Origin of the sequence: Nocardioides mangrovicus, assembly GCF_003674065.1 — a bacterium.
Taxonomy (GTDB): domain Bacteria; phylum Actinomycetota; class Actinomycetes; order Propionibacteriales; family Nocardioidaceae; genus Marmoricola; species Marmoricola mangrovicus.
On sequence record NZ_RDBE01000007.1, the window covers coordinates 172893 to 196776 of the forward strand.

Here is a 23884-nt window from a genome sequence, read left to right on the forward strand (position 1 = left end):
ACCGGCGAAGAAGACGGCACCGGCGAAGAAGACGGCACCGGCCAAGAAGACCGCCGCGACGAAGACCGCTCCCCCCACGACCACTCCCGCCACGACGGCGGCCCCGACGAAGAAGGCTGCCGTGAAGAAGCCCGCGCCCGCCACGACCGCGACGAAGCAGGCCGCGCCGGCTCCGAAGCCGCGCGGCAAGGGACCCGGCTCCCTGGTCGTGCTGCCCACCGAGAAGCCGTGGACCAAGTCCGAGCTCGACGAGGTCCGCCAGCACCTGCACGCCGACATCAAGCGGCTGGTCCCCGAGCTGGAGGAGGCCGACGAGGACCTCCACCGGCTGATGATCGACTCCGGCGACGGCGCGGGCAACGACCAGGCCGACGTCGGCTCGAGCACCTTCGAGCGCGACCACGAGATGACGATCGCCAACAACGCTCGCGACATGCTCCTGCAGAGCCGCCACGCCCTGGAGCGCATCGAGGATGGCAGCTACGGCGTCTGCGAGGGCTGCGGGGAGCCGATCGGCAAGATGCGCCTGCTGGCCTTCCCCCGTGCGACATTGTGTATGGCATGCAAGCAGCGCGAGGAGCGTCGCTGAGCGACCACCCGGCCGAGCGGGCCCACGACGTGACCGGGGGTCGGCCGCGCACGTCCGGGCGGCACGTCGGGCTGGTGCTGGGCATCGCCGTCGTGGCGTTCGTGGTCGACCAGGTCACCAAGTACCTCGCCGTCGAGCACCTGGCCGGCCGGCCGGCCAAGCCGCTGGTGGGCGAGCTGCTGCAGCTGACCTACACCCGCAACCCCGGCGCCGCGTTCAGCACCGGCACCGGGCTGACCCCGGTCATCACCGTGGTGGCGATCGTCGCTGCGGTCGTCGTGCTGTGGCTGACGCTGCGGCTGCGCTCGACCTTCTGGGCGGTCGGGTTCGGGTTCTTGCTGGCCGGCATCGTGGGCAACCTGGCCGACCGGCTGTTCCGGGAGCCGGGGCCCTTCCGCGGCCACGTCGTCGACTTCTTGATGCTGCCGCACTGGCCGGTCTTCAACGTGGCCGACGTGTGCATCAACGTCGCGGCCGTCGTCATCGTCGTCCAGGCGCTGCGAGGCGTCCGGCTCGACGGGCGGCGCTCCGATGCGGCGACGGAGTCGGGGGAGCGCGCGCGTGAGCAGTGAGCGGCGCACGCTCTACGTGCCCGAGGGACTCGCCGGCGAGCGCGTCGACACCGGCATCGCGCGGATGTTCGGCCTTTCCCGCAGCCGTGCCGCCGAGCTGGCCGCCGCCGGGCTGGTGGAGCTCGACGGCGAGGTCGTCGCCAAGTCCGACCGGCTGCCCGCAGGATCGGTGCTGGAGGTCGACGTCCCCTCGGTGGCCGACCCGCTCGAGGTGGTGGCCGAGGAGGTCGAGGGCATCGGCGTTTTGCACGAGGACGACGCGGTGGTGGTGATCGACAAGCCGGTCGGGGTCGCCGTGCACCCCTCGATGGGCTGGACCGGACCCACCGTCGTCGGTCACCTGCGCGCCGCGGGCGTGCGGATCGCCACCAGCGGCGCGCCCGAGCGGCAGGGCATCGTCCAGCGGCTCGACGTCGGCACCTCGGGCGTCATGGTGATCGCCAAGTCCGAGCACGCCTACTCGGTGCTCAAGCAGGCCTTCCGCGACCGGGAGATCGAGAAGACCTACCACGCGCTGGTCCAGGGGCACCCCGACCCGCTGCGCGGCACGGTCGACGCCCCAATCGGGCGTCACCCCGGCGCCGATTGGCGCTTCGCGGTGCGCGAGGACGGCAAGCCCAGCATCACCCACTACGAGACGCTCGAGGCGCACCGGTTCGCCAGCCTGCTCGAGGTGCACCTGGAGACCGGCCGCACCCACCAGATCCGGGTGCACATGTCGGCGCTCAAGCACCCCTGCGTGGGAGACCTCACCTACGGCGCCGACCCGACACTCGCGCAACGGCTCGGGCTGGAGCGGCAGTGGCTGCACGCGGTGCGGCTCGGCTTCGTCCACCCCGAAAGCGGGGAGCACGTCAGCTACGGATCGACCTATCCTGACGACCTGGCGGGGGCGTTGGAGGTCATCCGAGGTGCCGACTGAGCCCGCATCCGATCCTGGGCCCGATCCTGGGCCCGATCCTGGCGAGCAGCGCCGGGTCCGTCCGGGCACGGCCGAGGACGTGCCCACGCTGGCCCGCCTCCACCTGGCCGCGCGAGAGTCCGCCGCGGCCTCGCAACCGCAGGCGATGCCCCCGACGCTGCACAGCGAGAGCGAGACGGTGCAGTGGCTGATGGGCAACCTGCCGCGCACCGAGCTGTGGGTGGCCGAGATCCCCGACGAGGGCGGCGACGACGACCTGCTCGGCTACGCCGAGCTCGAGGACGGCTGGCTCAACGCGCTGTACGTCGATCCCGCCCACCAGCGTGGCGGCGTCGGCACCATGCTGCTCGACCTGGTCAAGGCGCGCCGACCGCAGGGGTTCGCGCTGTGGGTGTTCGAGACCAACCGGCCGGCCCGTGACTTCTACGCCGCCAGCGGCCTGGTGGAGCTCGACCACACCGACGGCAGCGGCAACGAGGAGCAGGCCCCCGACCTGCGGATGGCCTGGCTCGGGCTCGACCCGCTGGGCTACCTGACCGGTGAGCTCGCGGTCGTCGACCGCACCCTGCGCGAGCTGCACGAGCGGCGCCAGGCGCTGCTGAGCCGGCTGGCGAACCTGCCCGGCGGGGCGTCGACCCGCACCCGCTGAGCCGGCGGGGACGAGCTGTCTGATCGGGCACACTCGCGTGCCAGCCCGGGCCCGGCGGTGAGACGTTGGAGGCGATGACGGCCCTCGACGCGGAACGGCTCCACGCACCCGGCACTCCCGGCTACCGGCGTCTGAACCAGGCCATGCTGCTGGCCGGGCTCGCTGCGTTCGGGCTGCTCTACGCCACGCAGCCGGTACTGCCCGAGATCGGCGACAGCTTCGACGTCGGCGCCGGCACCGCGAGCCTCGCCGTGTCGGCCACGACCGGAGCGCTGGCGGTCGCCGTGGTGCCGGCCGCCGCGGTCGCGCTGCGGCTGGGACGGGTGCGGGTGATGCGCTCCGGGCTGGTGCTGGCCTCGGTGCTCACGGCGCTGGCCGGGCTGAGCCCGCGCTTCGGAGTGCTCATCGGGCTCCGGGCGGTGACCGGGGTCGTGCTGGCCGGCGTCGTCGCGGTGGCCATGGGACACGTCGGCGCGGAGGTGCACCCGCGCGGCCTCGCCTCGGCCATGGGCCTCTACGTCGCCGGCAACTCCCTCGGCGGGGTCGGGGGCCGGCTGGTCGCGTCGTTCGTCGGTGACGCCGCGTCGTGGCGGTGGGGGATCGTGGCGGTCGCCGGCGCCGCGCTGGTCGTCACGGCGTTGTTCTGGTGGCGGCTGCCCGAGCCGGTCGGCGTCACCTCGGTACCCGAGCCGGGCCGGCACGCCTTCGGCGAGCTGCTGCGGCGGCCGGGGATGCTCGCGCTGCTCGGCGTCCCGCTGCTGCTGATGGGTGCCTTCGTCGCGGTCTACAACTACCTCGGCTACCGGCTGGTGGCGCCGCCGTTCTCACTGCCGCTCGCGCTGGTGGGGCTGGTGTTCCTGGCCTACCTGGTCGGTGGCGCGGCCTCCGCGCTGGCCGGTCGCCTGGCCGACACCGTCGGCCGGCCTCCGGTGCTGCTGCTCGCCGTCGTGGTCATGGCGGCCGGCCTGGCGCTGACGCTGCCCGACAGCACGCCGTGGGTCGTCGCCGGCGTGGTCGTCTTCACCGGAGGTTTCTTCGGCGCCCACGGCACCGCGTCGGGCTGGGCACCGGTGGTGGCCGCCCCCTTCGGCACCCAGGGCAGCGCCCTCTACGTGTGCGCCTACTACGCCGGCTCCAGCATCTTCGGCACTGTCCTCGGCACCGCCTGGTCGGGCGGCGGCTGGCCGCTCCTGGCCCTGGCCGACGGCGTCCTCATCGCGCTCGGGCTGGTGGCCGCGCTGCTGGTGAGCCCAGACGTCATACGTCGTGGTCGTCCGCGCGACCACGACGTATGACGGCCGAGACTCAGACCTCGACCGCGATCTCCTCGCCCAGCCGGGCCCCGCGCAGCAGCTCGAGCTCGTCGCCGGACCAGAACCGGCCCGGGTCGTAGTAGTTGCTGGGTCGCTCGCGGCCGAGCAGGCCCATGTCGGCGTACGTCGTGGCGACCACCTCGGCGCAGTACGTCGTCGCGACGTCGGCCGGTCGCCGGACGCGGCCACGCGCCCAGCGTCCGATGAGGGCGGCGGTGGCCGGGAACGGCGTGCCGTCCATGCGGGCGATGGTGCGCAGGACGGCGTCCTCCTGGGCCCGGTCGGCCTCGGGCTCGAGCTGGCGCAGCCAGGCCTGCTGCTCGTAGCGGCCGCACCACTGGACCACCGCCTCGCCCAGGTCGTGGAGCTGGACGCCGCGGTGGTGGCCGTTGCGCCACACGTCGCGCAGGCCCTTGCCGAGCTCCGCGTGCCACATCAGCGGCGGCATGTCGTCGAGCACGACGGCCATGCCGACGTGGTTGACCGGGGAGTTGGTCAGCAGCCGGATCGCGTGGTCGGCGCCGGAGTGGCCCCGGAAGAGCCATACGTCGCCGGTGCGGGTGAGCTCGACGGCCTCGTCGAGGCCGAGACGAGATTCCATACGCTGTCCCTCGTGAAGCTGTGGAAGTGGCTGGGTCTGGCCGGGGTCGCCGGCGTCACGGCGACGGGGGTCATCATCGCCCGGAACCAGCGCCAGCGGACGCAGCTGACGCCTGAGGAGGTCCGCGACCGGCTGCAGCAGCGGCTGCGCGAGAGCGAGCAGCCCGCGGATGGATGACCCCCGCGAGGACCTCGCCGACCGGTACCTCCGCTTCGCCGAGGAGGCTCGCGAGGAGTCGCCGTGCTTCGTCGCCTGGGCCGAGGCGGTGGCCCACGACGCCGAGGTGCTGGCCTGGATCGCCGCGCTGCCCGCTCCCAAGCAGCAGCCCAACCTGGTGTTCGCCGCGGCCCGCTTCCACGGCGTCGCCGCCCCCGGGCCCTACGCCGGGCTGCGCGAGGCGCTGCTGGGCGACGACGGCACGATCCGGCGCACCATCGAGCAGCGCGCCACCCAGACCAACGAGGTCGGCCGGCTGGCGACGCTCGTGCCGGTCTTCGCGCGCTGGGAGGGCCCGTTGGCGCTGCTCGAGGTGGGCGCCAGCGGCGGGCTGTGCCTCTACCCGGACCGCTACGACTACGACTGGGGCTCCGCGAGGCTGAGCGGCAGCGGCGGGCCGACGCTGGTCGCGGCGGCCACCGGCCCGGTGCCGTACCCGGCCAGCCATCCCGACGTGGCCTGGCGCGGCGGTCTGGACCTCCACCCGCTCGACGTCACCGACGCCGACGCCGCGGGCTGGCTGGAGACGCTGGTCTGGCCCGAGGCCGACGAGCGCCGCGAGCGGCTCCGCGCCGCCATCGAGATCGCACGCGCCGACCCGCCCCGCCTCGTGCGCGGCGACGCGCTCACCGACCTGCCCGCCCTGCTCGGGCAGGCCGAGGAGCACGGCACGGTGGTCGTCTTCCACAGCGCTGTGGCGGCCTACCTCGACCCCGCCGGCCGCGAGGCCTTCGAGCAGACGATGCGCGCGCTGGTCGCGACGGGCCGCTGCCACTGGGTGAGCAACGAGGCGCCGGGCGTCGTGCCGGGCGTCGCGGTGCCCGAGCCGGTGCGCGCGACCCGGTTCCTGCTGGCCGTGGACGGCGAGCCGGTGGCCTGGACCCACGGCCACGGCGCCGACCTGGCCTGGCTCTGAGCCCGCTCCGGAGCTGCTCGGGCCCGCTGCGCGGAACACACCTCGGAACCTGTCGGAGCCGGGTGTCAGACTCACCTAGGCTGACGGTCTTCCCCCACAGGCAGACCCTCACAGGCCGGCGAGCGCCGTTGCGCGCCGGTGGTTCGTTGCACGCGCGGGAAGGTGACACCCACAGGACATGGCGGCTGACCGGCGAGAACCCAGGGCTGACTTCGCGCACCTCCACGTGCACACCGAGTACTCGATGCTCGACGGCGCCTCGCTGCTCGACGGGCTCTTCGCCCGGGTGCGCGACCTGGGCATGACCTCGATCGCCATGACCGACCACGGCAACCTGCACGGGGCCTACGACTTCTGGTCCAAGGCGAAGAAGTACGACGTGCGCCCCATCATCGGGATGGAGGCCTACCTCACCCCGCAGGTGCCCCGCGACCACCGCAAGCGAGTCCGGTGGGGTCGCGGCGACGCCTCGGAGGAGGGCGGCAAGGACGTCGCCGGCGGCGGCGCGTACACCCACATGACCATGTGGGCCGAGACCACCGAGGGCATGCACAACCTGTTCCGGCTGTCCTCGCGCTCCAGCCTCGAGGGCTTCTACTACAAGCCGCGCGCCGACCGAGAGCTTCTCCACTCCTACGCCAAGGGCCTCATCGCCACCACCGGCTGCCCCTCGGGGGAGGTGCAGACGCGGCTGCGGCTGGGCCAGTACGAGGAGGCGAAGCGCTCGGCGGCGGAGTTCCAGGAGATCTTCGGCAAGGACTCCTTCTTCCTCGAGCTGATGGACCACGACCTGACCATCGAGAAGGAGGTGCGCGCGGACCTCCTGCGGCTGGGCAAGGAGCTCGGCATCCCGCCGCTGGCCACCAACGACAGCCACTACAACAACCCCGAGGACGCCGACGCCCAGGACGCGCTGATCTGCATCGCCTCGGGCAAGCGGCTCTCCGACACCAACCGGCTCAAGTTCGACGGCGGCGGCTACTACATCAAGTCCGCGGCCGAGATGCGCGAGCTGTGGGCCGACAAGAACGGCATGCCCGAGGCGTGCGACAACACCCTGGCCATCGCGGAGCGGTGCTCGGTGGAGTTCACCGAGTCCACCGGCGGCTACATGGCCCGCGCCGACGTCCCGGCGGGGGAGACCGAGGAGTCCTGGTTCCGCAAGGAGGTCTGGCGCGGCATCGAGGACCGCTACCCGGGCGAGAAGCTGACCCAGGCCGTGCGCGACCGCGTCGAGATGGAGCTCGGGGTCGTCGCCGCGAAGGGGTACTGCGGCTACTACCTGGTGGTCGCCGACTTCATCGGCTGGTCCAAGGACAACGGCATCCGGGTCGGGCCTGGCCGTGGGTCCGGCGCCGGCTCCATCGCGGCCTACGCGCTGCGGATCACCGACCTGTGCCCCCTGGAGCACGGCCTGATCTTCGAGCGGTTCCTCAACCCCGAGCGTCCCTCGATGCCCGACTTCGACATCGACTTCGACGAGCGCCGGCGCGGCGAGGTCATCCGCTACGTCAGCGACAAGTACGGCTCCGACCGGGTGGCGATGATCGCCACCTTCGGCCGGCTCAAGGCCAAGGCCGCGGTCAAGGACGCCGCGCGGGTGCTCGACAAGGGCTTCGCGATGGGCGAGCGGATCACGAAGGCGATGCCCGCCGACGTGATGGGCAAGGGCGTCCCGCTCAAGGAGATGTTCAACCGCGACCACAAGCGCTACAACGACGCCGGGGAGTTCCGCGCCCTGCACGAGCAGGACCCCGAGGTGCGCCAGGTCTACGACGTCGCCGTCGGCCTGGAGGGTCAGATCCGGCAGTGGGGCGTGCACGCGGCCGGCGTCATCATGTCCAGCGAGCCGCTGGTCGACATCGTCCCGATCATGAAGCGCGAGCAGGACGGCGCGATCATCACCCAGTTCGACTACCCGATGTGCGAGTCGCTCGGGCTGGTCAAGATGGACTTCCTGGGCCTGCGCAACCTGACCGTCCTCGACGACGCGCTGGAGAACATCAAGGCCAACCGGGGCGAGGACGTCGTCTTGGAGGACCTGCCCTTCGACGACCCCGCCACCTACGAGCTGCTCTCCCGCGGCGACACCCTGGGCGTCTTCCAGCTCGACGGCGGCCCGATGCGCGCGCTGCTGCGCAGCATGCGTCCGGACAAGTTCGAGGACATCTCCGCGGTCGGCGCGCTGTACCGCCCCGGCCCGATGGGGGCCGACTCCCACAACAAGTACGCCCGCCGCAAGAACGGCCGCGAGCCGATCGAGCCGATCCACCCCGAGCTGGCCGAGGCGCTCGAGCCGGTGCTGGGGGAGACCTACGGCCTGATCGTCTACCAGGAGCAGGTCATGGCGATCGCGCAGGTGCTGGCCGGGTTCTCGCTCGGTCAGGCCGACAACCTGCGTCGCGCCATGGGCAAGAAGAAGAAGGAGGAGCTGGACAAGCAGTACGCCGGCTTCCAGCAGGGCATGCTCGAGCGCGGCTACGGCCAGGCGGCGATCACCACCTTGTGGGAGATCCTGCTGCCCTTCTCCGACTACGCCTTCAACAAGGCCCACTCCGCCGCCTACGGCGTCGTGTCCTACTGGACCGCCTACCTCAAGGCCAACTACCCGGCCGAGTACATGGCCGCGCTGCTGACCAGCGTGAAGGGCGACAAGGACAAGTCGGCGATCTACCTCAACGAGTGCCGCCGGATGCGGATCCAGGTGCTGCCGCCCGACGTCAACTCCTCGGCCCAGAACTTCACCCCGGTCGGCAACGACGTCCGCTTCGGGCTCACAGCGATCCGCAACGTCGGCCACAACGTGGTGGACAAGATCGTCGAGGCCCGCGAGGCCAAGGGTCGCTTCGAGGACTTCAACGACTTCATGGACAAGGTCGACGCCCAGGTCTGCAACAAGCGGCTGGTGGAGTCGCTGGTCAAGGCGGGCGCCTTCGACGACATGAAGCACCACCGTCGGGCGCTGATGATCGTCTTCGAGGAGGCCGTCGACCGCTACGCCACGCTCAAGCGCGACGCCGGGGTGGGCCAGGACTCGCTCTTCGACGACCTGATGTCCGGCGCCGAGCCGGTCTTCGACCTCGCCGTGGCGATTCCCGACGTCGACGAGTGGGACAAGATGACCCTCCTCGGCCACGAGCGGGAGATGCTCGGCCTCTACGTCTCCGACCACCCGCTCACCGGGCTCGAGCACGTGCTGGCCCAGGCCGCCGACGCCACGATCGGCTCCCTGCTCACCGACGAGGCCCGCAAGAGCGGCGACTTCGTCACCGTCGCCGGCCTGATCACCGCCATCCAGCGCAAGATGACCAAGCGCGGCGACCCCTGGGCCATCGTGACCGTCGAGGACCTCGAGGGCGCCATCGACGTGCTGTTCTTCCCCAAGGACTACCTGCTGGTCTCCACCATGCTGGTCGAGGACACCGTCGTGGTCGTCAAGGGCAGCCTGGACAAGGAGAAGGAGCAGCCCGAGCTCCGCGCGCGGGAGGTCAGCCAGCCGACGCTGGACGCCGGCGCGGCCGGCCCGGTCACCGTCAGCCTGCCGGCCACGCGCTGCACGCCGCCGGTGGTCGACCAGCTCAAGGAGGTGCTGCAGACCCACCCGGGCACCACCGAAGTACGGCTGCGGCTGCTGGCGCGCGAGGGCACGAAGGTGATGCGGCTCGACGACCGGCTGCGCGTCACCCCCTCCTCGGCGCTCTCGGCCGACCTCAAGCAGCTGCTGGGGCCCGGATGCCTGTCGTGAGATCAGTGCTGCGCGACCTGGCGTGGGTCGTCGGCACCCTGCTGGTGCTCGGCGTCGTCGCCGGGCTGGTGTGGTGGCGGGTCGCCGACCCTCCCTACTACGTCCGCACCTCGCAGGGCGCGGTGATGGACCAGGCCCAGCTGGCGCGCCGGGTGCACGCCGACGGCACCTTCATGGTGCTCGGCGCGGTGGCCGGGCTGCTCGCCGGCCTCGGGCTGACCCGGACCCGTCGCGAGGAGCCGCTGCTGACGCTGCTGCTGGGGGTCGTGGCCGCCGTCGGCGCCGGCTTCGTCGCGTTGTGGCTGGGCCGCACGCTGGGTCACGTCGACGTCCGCAGCGCCGTCCGCGCGGCGAAGGTGGGCGCCCACGTCACCGACACGCTGGGCGTCATCACCCCGGCCGTGGTGCTGATGTGGCCGATCGGCTACCTGATCGCCGCTGTGGGCCTGCTGTGGGGAACGAGCGACAAAACCCCCACGGACCCCGCGGCGTCCGTCACACTGTCGCCATGAGCGAGAGCGTCACCTACCCCGTTCCCGAGTCCTCCGACCAGCCTGGCGGGCAGCCCGGCGGCGGGCGTCGTACCGGGGTGATCGCGGGCATCACCGCGGCCACGCTCATCGTGGTCGGCGGCGGCGCGTTCGCCGCGGTGCACTTCCTCAGCGGGGGCGACGAGGCCGAGAAGGCGCTGCCCGCCTCGGCGCTGGCGGTGGCCAGCATCAACCTCGACCCGGGCGCCTCGCAGAAGGTCGCGGCGCTGCGGACGCTGCGCAAGTTCCCGGCGCTGCGCAAGCAGCTGGGCATCAGCTCCACCAGCGACCTGCGCAAGGCCCTCTTCGACGAGGCGGTCAAGGACAGCGACTGCAAGAACCTGACCTACGACGCCGACGTGAAGCCGTGGATCGGCGACAGCGCGGCCGTGGCGGCCGTCCCGTACGGCAAGCAGGTGGTGCCGGTCGTCGCGCTGGCCGTGACCGACCAGAAGAAGGCCGCCGCCGCCTTCGCCAAGCTCGGCGACTGCTCGACGAGCAAGGAGAAGGCCGCCTGGGCCTTCACCGACGGCTTCGCGCTGCTCTCGGACTCCCAGGCCCACGCCGACCAGGCCAAGAAGGACGCCGAGTCCACCCCGCTGGCCGACGACTCCGCCTACCAGGACTGGACCGGGCGGGCCGGCGACCGCGGCATCGTCGACTTCTACGTCTCCAAGAAGGTCGCCGACTACGCCGCGGACCGTGCCGGATCGGCCGCCGGGTCGCAGTCGGGCACGCTGAAGAAGCAGCTCGCCTCGTTCCAGGGTGCCGCCGGGGCGCTACGGTTCGCCGACGGCGGTCTGGAGCTGGAGGTCGTCGGCGGCGGCATCCCGCAGACCACGAGCTCGACCGTCGGCGGCGACCTGGCCGCCAAGCTCCCGAAGGACACCGCCGCGGCGATCGCGGTGGGGGTGCCCTCGGACTTCGCCTCGCAGCTGGTCAAGAACATCGAGGGCCTCCAGGTGCCGCTGCTGGGCGACGGCAGCCAGGTCATCGGCCAGCTCGAGACCCAGCTCGGCCTCTCGCTGCCCGAGGACCTGCAGACGGTGCTGGGCAAGGGCATCGCCCTCTCGTTGGGCGGCGCGGCGCCCAGCAGCCTGGCCGACCTGTCGAGCCCGGCCGACCTCCCGGCCGGTCTCTCGATCGCCGACGCCGACCTGAGCAAGGTCAAGGCGGTGGTCGGCAAGCTCGGCGGCTCCGACGACCTGGTCAAGCAGGGCGACGGCAAGGTCGTCTTCTCCTTCGACCCCGACTACACCGGTGACCTGACGTCCTCGGGCACCCTGGGCGAGCAGAAGCGCTTCACCGCCGTCGTCCCGCACGCCGACGAGGCGCAGCTGGTCGGGTACGTCGACTTCGACAGCGACTGGGCGAAGACCCTGGCCTCGAGCGACACCGACGCCAAGGACAACCTCGGCCCGCTGCAGGCCCTCGGCATCTCGGCCTGGCGCGACGGCAAGACCAGCCACCTGCTGCTGAAGGTGACTACGGACTAGCGTCCGATCGCGGACACCCTCGCTTCCAGCACCCGCACCAGATCCTCCGGCGCCACCTCGACGTCGGCACCTCGCCGCCCGGCGGAGACCAGGATGGTGTCGAACCCCGACGCGGCGGAGTCGAGCACGGTGGGCAGCGGCTTGCGCTGGCCGAACGGGGAGATCCCGCCGACCACGTAGCCGGTGGTGCGCTCGGCGAGCTTCGGGTCGGCCATCGAGGCGCGCTTGCCGCCCAGTGCGGCGGCCAGTGCCTTGAGGTCGAGCTGGCCCGAGACCGGCACGACGCCCACGGCGAGGCGGCCGTCGACCTCGACCAGCAGCGTCTTGAAGACCCGCTCCGGGTCGACGCCCAGGTCGTGACCCAGGGCGGCCGCCGCCTGCTCGCCGTACGAACCGCCGCCGCCGGGGTCGTCGGCGTCGAAGGTGTGGACGGTGAAGTCGACGCCGGCCCGGGTGAGCGCGAGGGTGGCGGGCGTCTGCATCAGTTGGGCGACCAGCCCATCCGCGAGATCCCGGTGGCCGGCAGCGACGGCACCACCTGCATCGCCTCCATCTCCTCGACCAGCGAGTGCCGCAGCAGTACCAGCCGGGTGAGGGTGTCGGGCGCCTCGAGGAGCTCTTGGCGCTGGGCCTGGGTGAGCAGGCAGGTGGCCGAGAGCGACCACGAGAGGTAGGTCGGGTCGCGCGGCAGCTGCCCGCTGAGCACCGGGCCGCCGCGCATCCGGCCGAGCCGGTCGCGGTAGCGCTCGAAGATGGCCAGCGTGCGCTCGGCCTCGACGCCGGTGACGTCGTCGGTGTCGGGCTCGGTGACCAGGTCGACCGCGCCCACGGCGTAGTCGCCCGAGCCGTCGACCTCGTGGAGCACGAACCGCTGCCGGCCGACGGTCTCGATGTCGAAGCGGCCGTCGTCGTAGGGCTCGACCCCGGTCAGCTGTACGACCGTGCCGGTGGTGCACAGCGACTGGCGGCCGTGCTCGACGGAGTCACCGGGGCCGGCGACCTCGAACCCCTCGCGGATCGCGGTGATGCCGAAGATCCGGTCGGCCGGGTCGGAGCGGCCGAGCAGGTCGCGCACCAGCGCGCGGTAGCGCTCCTCGAACACGTGCAGCGGGGTGGCGACGCCGGGGAAGACCACGCTGTTCAGCGGGAACAGCGGCAGCCGGGTGGTCACGACGCAAACCTAGTGGGGCCCCCGAGGGGACCAGCCATAAACTAGGGGCCATGTTGCGCAGGATCGACCTCCGGGGCAGCCGTCCCGCGGACTACAGCGCGGTCGTGCCGCGTGCCGAGTTCGACGTCGAGGCCGCGCTGCATGTCGTCGAGCCGATCTGCCACGACGTCAAGGAACGCGGCGTCGAGGCGGTGCTCGACTACTCCGAGAAGTTCGACGGCGTGCGTCCCGCCGACATCCGTGTCCCCGCGCAGGCGATCGCCGACGCGCTGGAGACGCTGGACCGGCGCGTCCGCGCCGCGCTGGAGGAGTCGATCCGCCGGCTGCGGCTCACCAGCGCAGCCGAGCTCGAGCACGACGTCGTCACCGATGTCGCCACCGGTGCCCGGGTCACCCACCGCAAGGTGCCGATCGGCCGGGTCGGGCTCTACGTGCCCGGCGGCATCGCACCGCTGGTGAGCAGCGTCGTCATGAACGTCGTGCCCGCGCAGACCGCCGGCGTCGGCTCGATCGCGCTGACCAGCTCACCGCAGAAAGAGTTCGGTGGGTTGCCCCACCCCACGATCCTGGCCGCGTGCGCGCTGCTGGGCGTCGAGGAGGTCTACGCCGTCGGCGGCGCCCAGGCGATCGCGATGCTGGCCTACGGCGCCGGTCCGTGCCGTCCGGTCGACCTGGTCACCGGCCCCGGCGCGATCTACACCGTGGCCGCCAAGCGGCTGCTGCGCGGTGTGGTGGGCGTCGACTCCGAGGCCGGGCCCACCGAGATCGCGGTGCTGGCCGACGACACCGCCGATGCCGCATTCGTGGCCGCCGACCTGCTCAGCCAGGCCGAGCACGACCCGATGGCCGGCTCGGTGCTGGTGACCGACTCGGTGCGGCTGGCCGACGACGTCGAGGCCGAGCTGGACAAGCAGGTGGCCGCCACCCGCCACGTCGAGCGGGTGCGTACGGCACTGACGGGCAGCCAGTCGGGCACCGTGCTGGTCGACGACATGGAGCAGGGGCTGGCCGTCGTCGACGCCTACGCCGCCGAGCACCTCGAGGTCCAGACCGCCGACGCCGCCGCGCTGGCCGCGCGGGTGCGCAACGCCGGGGCGATCTTCGTCGGCCCGTTCGCGCCGGTCTCGCTGGGCGACTACAGCGCCGGCTCCAACCACGTGCTGCCCACCGGCGGCTGCGCCTGCCACTCCTCGGGCCTGTCGGTGCGCGCGTTCCTGCGCTCGATGCACGTCGTGGAGTACGACCGCGACGCGCTGGACGAGGTGGCCGAGGGTGTGGTCGCGCTGGCCGAGGCCGAGGACCTGCCCGGCCATGGAGCCGCGGTGAGCGTGAGGTTCAGCCGACCATGAGCTGGCTGCCTCCGCTCCGAGAGGAGCTGCGGGGCATCGAGCCGTACGGCGCTCCGCAGCTGGACGTCCCCGTCCAGCTCAACGTCAACGAGAACCCGTACCCGCCCGACGCCGACTGCGCCGCCGACATCGCCGGTGCGGTGCTCGCCGCTGCCACGACCCTCAACCGCTACCCCGATCGCGAGTTCCGCGCGCTGCGGCAGGGGCTCTCGGAGTACCTGGCCGTCGAGTCCGGGGTGGCGGTGCCCTGGCAGCAGGTGTGGGCGGCCAACGGCTCCAACGAGGTGATGCTGCAGCTGCTGCAGGCCTTCGGCGGGCCCGGTCGCACGGCGGTCTCGTTCGCCCCGACGTACTCGATGTACCCCGAGTACGCCCGCGACACCGCCACCGGCTGGGTGGCGGGACGCCGCCGCGAGGACTTCGGCTTCGACCTCGAGCACGCCGAGGCGCTGCTGGGCGAGCACCGGCCCAGCGTCGTGCTGCTGCCCTCGCCCAACAACCCCACCGGCACGGCGCTGCCGCCGGAGGTGGTGGCCCCGCTGTGCGCGATGGCCGCGGCGATGGGCGGTGTCGTCGTCATCGACGAGGCGTACGCCGAGTTCCGCCGCGACGGCGTGCCGAGCGCGCTGGAGCTGCTCGCCGAGCACCCGAACCTGGTGGTCACCCGCACCATGAGCAAGGCCTTCGCGCTGGCCGGTGCCCGGCTGGGCTACCTGGCGGCCTCGCAGCCGATCGTCGACGCGATCCGCGTGGTGCGGCTGCCCTACCACCTCTCGGCGGTCACCCAGGCGGTCGCGAGCGCAGCGCTGCGCCACGCGCCGTCCCTGCTGGGCAAGGTGGCCGAGCTGCGCGCCGAGCGCGACCGTTGCGTCGAGCTGCTGCGCGGCGCCGGCTACGCGGTGGCCGACTCCGACGCCAACTTCGTGCTGTTCGGCCGCTTCGCCGACCGGCACGCCGTGTGGCAGGGGCTGCTCAACCGCGGGGTGCTGATCCGCGAGACCGGCCCGGACGGCTGGCTGCGGGTCTCGGTGGGCACGGCGTCCGAGATGGCGGCGTTTTCGACGGCGCTGGCCGATATCCGCGACAATGGGGTGGCCACGCCCCTTCTGGAAGGCAGTCAGTCATGAGCCGTACCGCTCGCGTCGAGCGTGCGACCAGCGAGTCCAAGGTCCTCGTCGAGGTCGACCTCGACGGCTCCGGCCGCGTCGACGTCTCCACCGGCGTCGGCTTCTACGACCACATGCTCACCGCGCTGGGCCGCCACGCGCTGCTCGACCTGACGGTGCAGACCGACGGCGACACCCACATCGACGCCCACCACACGGTGGAGGACACCGCCATCGCGCTGGGCCAGGCGCTGCGCGAGGCGCTGGGCGACAAGCGCGGCATCCGCCGCTTCGGCGACGCCACCGTGCCTCTCGACGAGGCGCTGGTGCAGGCCGTCGTCGACGTCTCCGGACGGCCCTACTGCGTGCACACCGGCGAGCCCGAGGGGCAGCAGTACGTGCAGCTCGGTGGGTCGGGCGTCAGCTACCTCGGCTCGCTGACCCAGCACGTCTTCGAGACGCTCGCCTTCCACGGTCACCTCGCCCTGCACGTGCGGGTGCTGGCCGGCCGCGAGCCGCACCACCTGGTCGAGGCGCAGTTCAAGGCCTTCGCCCGGGCGCTGCGCGACGCCGTCGCCCTCGACCCGCGCGAGACCGGCATCCCCAGCACCAAGGGCGCGCTCTGAGCCGCGTCACCGTCCTCGACTACGGCTCCGGCAACCTCCGCTCGGCCGTGCGCGCCCTGGAGCGCGCCGGCGCGGAGGTGACGCTGTCCGCCGATCGCGCGGAGGCGATGGACGCCGACGGCCTCGTCGTGCCCGGCGTCGGCGCGTTCCGCGCCTGCATGGACGGCATCAGGGCGGTCAAGGGCCACGAGGTGATCGGTCGCCGGCTGGCCGGCGGTCGCCCGGTGCTGGGCATCTGCGTGGGCATGCAGGTGCTGTTCGAGACCGGCATCGAGCACGGCGTCGTCACCGAGGGGTGCGGCGAGTGGCCCGGCGTCGTCGAGCGGCTGCAGGCGCCGGTGGTGCCCCACATGGGCTGGAACACCGTCGAGGCGCCCACGGGCACCACGCTCTTCGAGGGCGTCGAGGACGAGCGGTTCTACTTCGTGCACTCCTACGGCGTCCGCGGCTGGACGTTGGTGACCAACGACCGCACCAAGCCGCCGCTGGTCACCTGGACCGAGACCGGCCCCTCAGCACAGGGGGGTGACCGGTTCGTCGCCGCGGTCGAGAACGGGCCGCTCACCGCCACCCAGTTCCACCCCGAGAAGTCCGGCGACGCCGGAGCCCGACTGCTGAGGAACTGGGTGTCGTCACTATGAATCACCCCACCCGACCACTCGCTTCGCTCGCACTCGTGCGGGGGCCCCGATGAGCCGTCTGCAGCTGCTGCCCGCCGTCGACATCACCGAGGGCCGTGCGGTCCAGCTCGCCCAGGGCGTGGCCGGGTCGGAGCGGGTGTACGGCGACCCGCTGGCCGCCGCCCGGCGCTGGCAGGACGCCGGCGCCGAGTGGTTGCACCTGGTCGACCTCGACGCCGCCTTCGGCCGCGGCTCCAACCGCGAGCTGCAGGCCGAGATCGTCGCCGCCTTGGACCTCGACGTCGAGATGAGCGGCGGCATCCGCGACGACGAGTCGCTGGCCGCCGCGCTGGCCACCGGCTGTCGCCGGGTCAACATCGGCACCGCGGCGCTCGAGCAGCCGGAGTGGTGCGCCAAGATCATCGCCGAGCACGGCGACCGCGTCGCCATCGGACTCGACGTCCGCGGCCGCACCCTGGCCGCCCGCGGCTGGACCCGCGACGGCGGCGACCTCTACGAGGTGCTCGCCCGCCTCGACGCCGAGGGGTGCGCCCGCTACGTCGTCACCGACGTCAACAAGGACGGCATGCTGCAGGGCCCCAACCTGCAGCTGCTGCGCGACGTCTGCGCCGCCACCGACGCCCCGGTGGTCGCCTCGGGCGGCATCACGACGCTCGCGGACATCGAGGCGCTGATGACCCTGGTTCCCGACGGCGTCGAGGGCGCGATCATGGGCACCGCGCTCTACGAGGGCACCCTCGACTTCGGCGAGGCCCTCGCCGCCACGCGCGCATGAGCCTCGCCGTTCGCGTCATCCCGTGCCTCGACGTCGACGCCGGCCGCGTGGTGAAGGGCGTCAACTTCGAGAACCTGCGCGACGCCGGCGACCCCGTCGAGCTGGCCCGTCGCTACGACGCCGAGGGCGCCGACGAGCTGACCTTCCTCGACATCTCCGCCTCCCACGAGGGCCGCGCCACCACGATGGAGATCGTCTCGGCGACCGCCGAGCAGGTGTTCATCCCGCTCACCGTCGGCGGGGGAGTGGCCAGCGTGGAGGACGTCGACCGGCTGCTGCGCGCAGGCGCCGACAAGGTCGCCGTCAACACCGCCGCCATCCACCGCCCCGAGCTGGTGGCCGAGATCGCCGACCGGTTCGGCAACCAGGTGCTGGTGCTCTCCCTCGACGCCCGGCGAGCCTCCGGCACCGACTCCGGGTTCGAGGTCACCACCCACGGCGGCCGCAAGAGCGCCGGCCTGGACGCGATCGAGTGGGTCACCCGCGCCGCCGAGCTCGGCGCGGGGGAGATCCTGCTCAACGCCATGGACGCCGACGGCACCACCGACGGCTTCGACCTCGAGCTGATCGGCCTGGTCCGCGCCGCGGTCAGCGTGCCGGTCATCGCCAGCGGCGGAGCCGGCGCCGCCGAGCACTTCCCGCCCGCCGTCGACGCCGGCGCGGACGCCGTCCTGGCCGCCACCGTCTTCCACTTCGGCACCGTGGCGATCCCCGAGGTCAAGGACGCCCTCGCCGCGCAGGGTCACCCGGTGCGCTGACGTCGTCGGCCAGGGCGCTGATGTTCGGCACCGCTGCCCGTTGCTGATACCGGACGTTCTGGACACCGTCTGTACGAAACCCCGGCGGGAGGCGGCGTTTTCACCCGTTTTCGGCGGGGGTTTTGCCGGGCACCCGGCAAAACCCCCGCCGCTGACAAATGTCATCCCACCGTCATGACCGGCGTACGCGGCCCACCGCCCGCCCCGGGCCCATGCTCGTGACATGAGCCAACCACTGACCGCGGTCTCCCTCTCGGGAGTCACCAAGGACTTCGGACGCGTCCGCGCCGTGCGGGGCGTCGACCTGGAGCTGCAGCAGGGCGAGGTCGTCGCCTTCCTCGGCCCCAACGGCGCCGGCAAGACGACCACCATCGACATGATCCTGGGACTGTCGAAGCCGACCTCGGGCGAGGTGAGGGTGCTCGGCATCGAGCCGCGCGCCGCCATCGCCCGCGGGCTGGTCGCGGCGGTCATGCAGACCGGCGGTCTGCTCAAGGACCTGACCGTGCGCGAGACGGTCGAGTACACCCGCAGCCTGTTCGTCGACACCAAGCCGACGGACGAGGTGCTGGCCACGGCCGGCATCACCGAGATCGCCGACCGCAAGGTGGCGAAGTGTTCGGGGGGCGAGCAGCAGCGGCTCCGGTTCGCGATGGCACTGCTGTCGGATCCGGCGCTGCTGCTGCTCGACGAGCCCACCACGGGCATGGACGTCGAGGGCCGCCGCGCGTTCTGGCAGAGCATCCGCCAGGACGCGAAGAAGGGCCGCACGGTGCTCTTCGCGACGCACTACCTCGAGGAGGCCGACCAGTACGCCGACCGGATCGTGCTGGTCAGCCACGGCACGATCGTCGCCGACGGCACCGGCAGCCAGATCAAGTCGCTGGCCTCGGGCCGGGTGGTGCGGGTGACCTGGGAGAACGCCGACACCGAGGCGATCACGCGGCTCGGTGGCGTCGACGACGTCGAGGTGCGCGGCGACCAGGTCTACATCCACGCCAAGGACAGCGACACGGTGGCGAAGTACCTGCTCACCCAGACCAGCGCCCGCGACCTGGAGATCACTGCCAAGGGCCTCGAGGACGCCTTCCTCAGCCTGACCGGCACCACCGACAGCACCGACAGCACGCACAGCACCGAAGGAGCGCAGTCATGAGCACAGCCGTCTCCACCATCGACCCGACCGCCCGCCGGGTGCCGCCCCTGGGCGGCTTCAACCTCACGATGCTCGGCATCGAGATCAAGCGGATGCTGCGCAACCGGCGCACCATCGTGTTCGCGCTGATCTTCCCGACGGCGATGTTCTTCGTCTTCGGGTCCGGCAGCGGCGGCAACGAGCCCCTCGGGGGCGGTCTGAAGGGCAACGTCTCGGCCTACGTGATGGTCTCGATGGCGTTGTACGGCGGCGCTCTCATCGCAGCCTCGGGCGGGGCGATGGTGGCCACCGAGCGCGCCCTCGGCTGGTCGCGCCAGCTCCGGCTGACCCCGCTCAACCCGGTGGCCTACATCGTGGTCAAGGCGCTGGTCGCGCTGACGATGGCCGGTCTCGCCGTGGTGGTCGTCAACGTGGTCGGAGCCCTCAAGGGCACCCCGTCCATGCCGACCGACACCTGGATCTACTGCGCACTGCTCACCTTGCTGTGCACCATGACCTTCGCGGCCCTGGGCGTGTTCATCGGCTACCTGGTGCCCGGCGAGAACGTGATGCAGTTCCTCGGCCCCGGGCTCGCGCTGCTGTCCTTACTCGGCGGCCTGTTCATCCCGCTGACCCAGTACACCGACTCCATCCGGATGATCGCCTACTGGACCCCGATGTACGGCGTGGCCGAGGTCTCGCGTGCACCCCTGACCCACGAGCTGCCGTGGTACGCGGTGGTCAACGCCGTGGGCTGGCTGGCGATCTTCGTGCTCGGTGCCGCGTGGCGGATGAGCAAGGACACCCAACGCGTCTGAGCGCGCCACAATGAACCTCATGGAGCAGCAGGTCCGATCCGGCTGGGCCCCCGACCGAGGGCCCGGCCGGATCGGCACGTTCTGGATCGCGGTCTGGACCTTCTTCCTGGTCGAGCCGCTCTCGGCGGCCTGGGACCGTCGCGACACGGTGGCCGGCTGGGCGGGCATCGTGCTCACGATCGCGTTCGGGGTCTGGTACGTCGCGTTCTTCGGCTACCAGCGACGCAACGGGTTCGCGCGCAAGACGTTCCACCTGCAGGCGCCGAAGGCGGCGGCCGGCATCGCGCTGGCCCTGGTGCTCGCCGTCGCGGACTGCATCGCCATCGGGCAGGACGGCACCGCCACCGCGGTGTACCTGTGCGTGCTGTTCGTCATGGCGCTGCCGACCCCGCTGTCGGTGGTGCTGGCGCTGGTCAACGCCGCCGCCTGGTACGCCGCCGGCTCCGTGGTGCCCGGCTGGAACCTCGACAACAGCCTGCTGCTCTCGATGCTGACCGCCTCGGCCGCGGTGTTCGGCATCCAGCAGATGATCCTGGGCAACATCCGGCTGCGACGCGCCAACGAGGAGAACCAGCAGCTCGCGGTGGCCGACGAGCGCAACCGCTTCTCCCGCGACCTGCACGACATCCTGGGCCACTCGCTGACCGTCATCACCGTGAAGGCCGAGCTGGCCAACAAGCTGCTCGACGTCGACCCTGAGCGGGCCCGGGCCGAGGTGGCCGACCTCGAGCGGCTCTCGCGCGACGCCCTGGCCGACGTCCGTCGCGCGGTCGAGGGCTACCGGGAGCTGACCCTGCCCGGTGAGCTCACCCGGGCCCGCACAGCACTGAGGGCGGCCGAGATCGACGCCGACCTGCCCAACTCGACCGACGAGGTGCCCGGCGACCTGCGCGAGCTGTTCGCCTGGACCATCCGGGAGGGGGTCACCAACGTGATCCGTCACAGCGGCGCCCGCACCTGCACCGTACGGCTGACACCGCGCTCGGCCGAGGTGGTCGACGACGGCTGCGGGCCGGTGCGCGAGCGCGGGTCCGGCAACGGCCTGGTCGGCCTGCGCGAGCGGGCCGCGGCCGCCGGCGCCACCGTCGTCACCCGGCCGGCCCAGCCGAAGGGGTTCTCGTTGCAGGTGGTGGTGCCGGCATGACGATCCGGCTGCTGCTGGCCGACGACCAAGCCCTGGTCCGCGGCGCGTTGGCCGCGCTGCTCGACCTCGAGTCCGACCTGGAGGTCGTCGCCCAGGTGGGCCGTGGCGACGAGGTGGTCGCCGCCGTCCGCGAGCACACGCCCGACGTCGCCCTGCTCGACGTCGAGATGCCGGGCCTCGACGGCATCGCCGCGGCCGCCGCCGTCCGCGAGGCCGTACCCACCACCAAGGTGCTGATCGTGACCACCTTCGGCCGGCCGGGCTACCTGCGTCGTGCGCTGCAGGCGGGGGCCGGCGGGTTCGTGGTCAAGGACACCCCGGCGCCGCAGCTGGCCGACGCCGTACGCCGGATCGCGCAGGGGCTGCGCGTGGTGGACCCGGCGCTGGCCACCGACAGTCTGGTGGCGGGGGAGTCGCCGCTGACCCAGCGCGAGACCGACGTGCTGCAGGCCGCTCGCGACGGGTCGTCGGTGGCCGTGATCGCCAAGAAGCTCTTCCTCTCCGAGGGCACCGTGCGCAACCACCTCTCGGCGGCCATCGGCAAGACCGGCTCGGGCAACCGCGCCGAGGCGGTGCTGGTGGCCGACAACAACGGCTGGCTCTGAGCTGTCTTCGCTGGGCTGTCTTCGCTGGGCTATCCCTCCTGCGCCGCCAGGGCGGTGACGTAGCCCGCCTTGGCCTCGCCGAAGGCCTCCCGCCACTCCCCGCTCTCCACTCCGTCGAGGTACGCGGTCAGCGACTGCACGTAGGCCTGCCAGCCGGCGCCGTACTCGGCAGCGTTCGGCGCCGGCAGCCGGGAGTGGACGAGCCGCAGCACACTGCCGCCGTCGTCTGCCGACTCGACGCCGACCTCCACCAGGGAGGAGCCGTGCTCGTGGTGCCGCTCCCAGGTGGACGCGTGGGTGGGGGAGCAGCTGACGACGCGGCAGCGCGGCACGTCGCCGTCGTCGAAGTGGATCGTGAACTCCCCGCCCTCGCGCAGGTCGCCCTCGACCGGGGCGAACCAGCGCACCAGGCGCTCGGGGGAGGTGAGGGCGTCCCACAGGTCGGCGGGTGTGGTGGGGTAGCGCCGCTCGAACCTGACGGTGGCGTGCTCGTCGCCGTCGCGGGCGATCTCACCCAGTAGCTCGATCATCGTGTGCTCCTGTCGTCGTGGTGCGAGTGCGGGCGTGCGTTCCTCGCGCGACCTCGGTGGCCAGGGCGTCGAGGCGCTGCTCCCAGAAGGCGCTCACCTCGTGCCGCCAGGCGTCGATGGGCGCCAGCGCTTCTGGGCGCAGCCGGTAGACCCGCCGCTGCGCCTGCGGGTGCGCCTCGACCAGGCCGGCCTCGCGCAGGACGCGCAGGTGGCGCGAGACGCCGGGTCGGGCGATCTCGAACGCGCTGGCGATCTCCCCGGCCGTGAGGTCGCCGGCGGCCAGCCGCTGCACGATCTCGCGCCGGGTGGGGTCGACGAGCACGTCCCACACGCTGCTCGGCTCGCTCACGTGCGCTATGTAACGCCACGTGTACGTAACTGTCAAGGTACAAGGGGGTGGTAGGCCCTAGTCTCGGCCGTGCCATGGAGCAGACGAGCTGGGACGAGCTCTACGACGACGCGTCGCAGGAGCGCTGGGTGGAGGAGCCGGCCAAGCGGGTGCCGGCGCCCGAGCGCACGCCGTTCGAGCGCGACCGCGCCCGGGTGGTGCACTCCGCGGCGCTGCGGCGACTCGCCGCCAAGACCCAGGTGGTCGGGCCCGGCACCGACGACTTCGTCCGCAACCGGCTCACCCACAGCCTCGAGGTGGCCCAGGTGGCCCGCGACGTCGCGCACGTGCTCGGCTGCCACCCCGACCTGGCCGAGACCGCGGCGCTCGCCCACGATCTGGGGCACCCGCCCTTCGGCCACAACGGTGAGCGGGTGCTCGACGCGCTGGCTGCCGGCGCCGGCGGCTTCGAGGGCAACGCCCAGACGCTGCGCATCCTGACGCGGCTGGAGGCCAAGTCCACCGGTCCCGACGGCCGCTCGATCGGCCTCAACCTGACCCGCGCCACCCTCGACGCCTGCACGAAGTACCCGTGGCCGCGAGACGTCCCGGGCGGCAAGTTCGGCGTGTACGCCGACGACCGTCCGGTCTTCGACTGGCTCCGCGCCGGCGCGCCGGAGCGGCACCGGTGCGTCGAGGCGCAGGTGATGGACCTGGCCGACGACGTGGCCTACTCCGTGCACGACCTGGAGGACGGCATCGTCGCCGAGCGGATCGACCTGGCCCTGCTCGGCGACGCCGACGAGCGTCGCGCCGTCTGGGCGACGGTGCGCGACTGGTACCTGCCCGAGGCCGCCGACGACGAGCTTGATGCCGCTCATCGCCGGCTGGCGGCGGTGGCGGGCTGGCCGACGTCGGGCTACGACGGGTCGCGCGCCGCCCTGGCGGCGTTGAAGAACCTGACCTCCGACGTCATCGGCATCTTCTGCGGCAGCGTCCAGGAGGCCACCCGTCAGTCGTTCGGCGACCGGGCGCTGGTCCGCCACGAGGGCGACCTCGTGGTGCCCGACCACACCTGGACCGAGATCGCGGTGCTGAAGGGGATCGCGGCGCACTACGTCATGCAGGCCGCCGACCGGGTGGCGCTGATGGAGCGCCAGGCCACGCTGGTGGCCGAGCTCTTCGAGGCCCTGCGCGACGGCGACCCGCAGCTGCTGCACCGACCGTTCCGCGACGACCTCGCCTCAGCCGCGGACGATGCCGCCCGCGTGCGGGTCTACCTCGACCAGGTCGCCTCGCTCACCGACGCCAGCGCCGTGGCCTGGCACCGGCGCGTCACTGGTTGAGGA

General features: G+C 72.3%; 26 protein-coding genes. 21 read left to right on the forward strand and 5 right to left on the reverse strand.

All coding sequences use genetic code 11. From position 1 onward, the window contains the following. The first annotated feature begins 121 nt into the window (after positions 1-121). The 5 genes from D9V37_RS20475 to D9V37_RS10315 all read left to right on the forward strand — a co-directional run bounded on the left by D9V37_RS20475 (position 122) and on the right by D9V37_RS10315 (position 4027). A complete protein-coding gene (locus D9V37_RS20475) occupies positions 122-589 on the forward strand; it encodes a TraR/DksA family transcriptional regulator (RefSeq protein ID WP_198412483.1) in 468 nt (155 codons plus the stop codon). Then, positions 562-1161 carry a signal peptidase II gene (gene lspA, locus D9V37_RS10300; protein WP_121806517.1) on the forward strand — a complete coding sequence of 200 codons (600 nt, stop codon included), beginning with the start codon at positions 562-564 and terminating at the stop codon, positions 1159-1161. The genes D9V37_RS20475 and lspA overlap by 28 nt, the downstream gene beginning before the upstream one ends. Beyond that, positions 1121-2083: an RluA family pseudouridine synthase gene (locus tag D9V37_RS10305; protein WP_121806076.1), complete on the forward strand. Its 963-nt coding sequence runs from the start codon at positions 1121-1123 to the stop codon at positions 2081-2083. Before lspA ends, D9V37_RS10305 begins: the two co-directional genes overlap by 41 nt. Then, complete coding sequence (locus D9V37_RS10310; protein ID WP_147455915.1) at positions 2073-2732, forward strand: GNAT family N-acetyltransferase; 660 nt, start codon at positions 2073-2075, stop codon at positions 2730-2732. Before D9V37_RS10305 ends, D9V37_RS10310 begins: the two co-directional genes overlap by 11 nt. Positions 2733-2806: 74 nt before the next feature. Next, entirely contained in the window at positions 2807-4027 is a 1221-nt protein-coding gene (locus D9V37_RS10315) for an MFS transporter (protein ID WP_121806078.1), read from the forward strand. Between the two features lie 10 nt (positions 4028-4037). On the opposite strand, the gene D9V37_RS10320 is transcribed toward D9V37_RS10315, so the two are convergent. Then, positions 4038-4646 (reverse strand): hypothetical protein, encoded by a 609-nt coding sequence (locus tag D9V37_RS10320; RefSeq protein WP_121806079.1) that lies wholly within the window; start codon positions 4644-4646, stop codon positions 4038-4040. Positions 4647-4658: 12 nt separating this feature from the next. Here D9V37_RS10320 and D9V37_RS20480 point away from each other — a divergent pair, with 12 nt between their 5' ends. The 5 genes from D9V37_RS20480 (at position 4659) to D9V37_RS10340 (ending at position 11549) form a co-directional block, all read left to right on the forward strand. Next, positions 4659-4823 carry a hypothetical protein gene (locus D9V37_RS20480; protein WP_198412484.1) on the forward strand — a complete coding sequence of 55 codons (165 nt, stop codon included), beginning with the start codon at positions 4659-4661 and terminating at the stop codon, positions 4821-4823. Next, on the forward strand, positions 4816-5778 hold the full coding sequence (locus D9V37_RS10325) for a DUF2332 domain-containing protein (RefSeq protein ID WP_121806080.1): 963 nt from the start codon (positions 4816-4818) through the stop codon (positions 5776-5778). The genes D9V37_RS20480 and D9V37_RS10325 overlap by 8 nt, the downstream gene beginning before the upstream one ends. 178 nt (positions 5779-5956) lie before the next feature. Beyond that, complete coding sequence (gene dnaE / locus D9V37_RS10330) at positions 5957-9523, forward strand: DNA polymerase III subunit alpha (RefSeq protein WP_121806081.1); 3567 nt, start codon at positions 5957-5959, stop codon at positions 9521-9523. After that, entirely contained in the window at positions 9520-10035 is a 516-nt protein-coding gene (locus D9V37_RS10335; RefSeq protein WP_147455916.1) for a hypothetical protein, read from the forward strand. Before dnaE ends, D9V37_RS10335 begins: the two co-directional genes overlap by 4 nt. Continuing rightward, on the forward strand, positions 10032-11549 hold the full coding sequence (locus D9V37_RS10340) for a DUF3352 domain-containing protein (protein ID WP_121806083.1): 1518 nt from the start codon (positions 10032-10034) through the stop codon (positions 11547-11549). Before D9V37_RS10335 ends, D9V37_RS10340 begins: the two co-directional genes overlap by 4 nt. Here D9V37_RS10340 and ybaK read toward each other — a convergent pair. Both ybaK and D9V37_RS10350 read right to left on the reverse strand, forming a co-directional pair. Next, entirely contained in the window at positions 11546-12031 is a 486-nt protein-coding gene (ybaK, locus tag D9V37_RS10345; protein ID WP_121806084.1) for a Cys-tRNA(Pro) deacylase, read from the reverse strand. The genes D9V37_RS10340 and ybaK overlap by 4 nt on opposite strands. After that, positions 12031-12720, reverse strand: coding sequence for an LON peptidase substrate-binding domain-containing protein (locus D9V37_RS10350; RefSeq protein WP_121806085.1), 690 nt, complete (start codon positions 12718-12720; stop codon positions 12031-12033). The genes ybaK and D9V37_RS10350 overlap by 1 nt, the downstream gene beginning before the upstream one ends. Before the next feature lie 50 nt (positions 12721-12770). On the opposite strand from D9V37_RS10350, the gene hisD reads away from it, so the two are divergent. The 10 genes from hisD to D9V37_RS10400 all read left to right on the forward strand — a co-directional run bounded on the left by hisD (position 12771) and on the right by D9V37_RS10400 (position 21677). Beyond that, positions 12771-14069, forward strand: a complete 1299-nt coding sequence (gene hisD, locus D9V37_RS10355; RefSeq protein ID WP_121806086.1) for a histidinol dehydrogenase — start codon at positions 12771-12773, stop codon at positions 14067-14069. Beyond that, positions 14066-15196: a histidinol-phosphate transaminase gene (locus D9V37_RS10360; protein ID WP_121806087.1), complete on the forward strand. Its 1131-nt coding sequence runs from the start codon at positions 14066-14068 to the stop codon at positions 15194-15196. The genes hisD and D9V37_RS10360 overlap by 4 nt, the downstream gene beginning before the upstream one ends. Next, positions 15193-15801, forward strand: a complete 609-nt coding sequence (hisB, locus tag D9V37_RS10365) for an imidazoleglycerol-phosphate dehydratase HisB (RefSeq protein WP_121806088.1) — start codon at positions 15193-15195, stop codon at positions 15799-15801. Before D9V37_RS10360 ends, hisB begins: the two co-directional genes overlap by 4 nt. Then, positions 15798-16442: an imidazole glycerol phosphate synthase subunit HisH gene (hisH, locus tag D9V37_RS10370; protein ID WP_121806518.1), complete on the forward strand. Its 645-nt coding sequence runs from the start codon at positions 15798-15800 to the stop codon at positions 16440-16442. Before hisB ends, hisH begins: the two co-directional genes overlap by 4 nt. Positions 16443-16491: 49 nt before the next feature. Further along, positions 16492-17217, forward strand: a complete 726-nt coding sequence (gene priA / locus D9V37_RS10375; RefSeq protein WP_121806089.1) for a bifunctional 1-(5-phosphoribosyl)-5-((5-phosphoribosylamino)methylideneamino)imidazole-4-carboxamide isomerase/phosphoribosylanthranilate isomerase PriA — start codon at positions 16492-16494, stop codon at positions 17215-17217. Next, complete coding sequence (gene hisF / locus D9V37_RS10380; protein WP_121806090.1) at positions 17214-17975, forward strand: imidazole glycerol phosphate synthase subunit HisF; 762 nt, start codon at positions 17214-17216, stop codon at positions 17973-17975. The genes priA and hisF overlap by 4 nt, the downstream gene beginning before the upstream one ends. 223 nt (positions 17976-18198) lie before the next feature. Continuing rightward, a complete protein-coding gene (locus D9V37_RS10385; RefSeq protein ID WP_121806091.1) occupies positions 18199-19131 on the forward strand; it encodes an ABC transporter ATP-binding protein in 933 nt (310 codons plus the stop codon). After that, positions 19128-19928 (forward strand): ABC transporter permease, encoded by an 801-nt coding sequence (locus D9V37_RS10390; RefSeq protein ID WP_121806092.1) that lies wholly within the window; start codon positions 19128-19130, stop codon positions 19926-19928. Before D9V37_RS10385 ends, D9V37_RS10390 begins: the two co-directional genes overlap by 4 nt. A gap of 19 nt (positions 19929-19947) precedes the next feature. Further along, positions 19948-21072 (forward strand): sensor histidine kinase, encoded by a 1125-nt coding sequence (locus D9V37_RS10395; protein ID WP_121806519.1) that lies wholly within the window; start codon positions 19948-19950, stop codon positions 21070-21072. Beyond that, positions 21069-21677: a response regulator transcription factor gene (locus D9V37_RS10400; protein WP_121806093.1), complete on the forward strand. Its 609-nt coding sequence runs from the start codon at positions 21069-21071 to the stop codon at positions 21675-21677. Before D9V37_RS10395 ends, D9V37_RS10400 begins: the two co-directional genes overlap by 4 nt. 29 nt (positions 21678-21706) lie before the next feature. Here the strand turns inward: D9V37_RS10400 and D9V37_RS10405 are convergent, their stop codons facing one another. Then, positions 21707-22207: an SRPBCC family protein gene (locus tag D9V37_RS10405; RefSeq protein ID WP_121806094.1), complete on the reverse strand. Its 501-nt coding sequence runs from the start codon at positions 22205-22207 to the stop codon at positions 21707-21709. Then, positions 22188-22556, reverse strand: coding sequence for an ArsR/SmtB family transcription factor (locus D9V37_RS10410; RefSeq protein WP_232524851.1), 369 nt, complete (start codon positions 22554-22556; stop codon positions 22188-22190). Before D9V37_RS10410 ends, D9V37_RS10405 begins: the two co-directional genes overlap by 20 nt. A gap of 74 nt (positions 22557-22630) precedes the next feature. On the opposite strand from D9V37_RS10410, the gene D9V37_RS10415 reads away from it, so the two are divergent. Beyond that, positions 22631-23881 (forward strand): deoxyguanosinetriphosphate triphosphohydrolase, encoded by a 1251-nt coding sequence (locus D9V37_RS10415; protein ID WP_121806095.1) that lies wholly within the window; start codon positions 22631-22633, stop codon positions 23879-23881. The last annotated feature ends 3 nt before the right edge of the window (positions 23882-23884 follow it).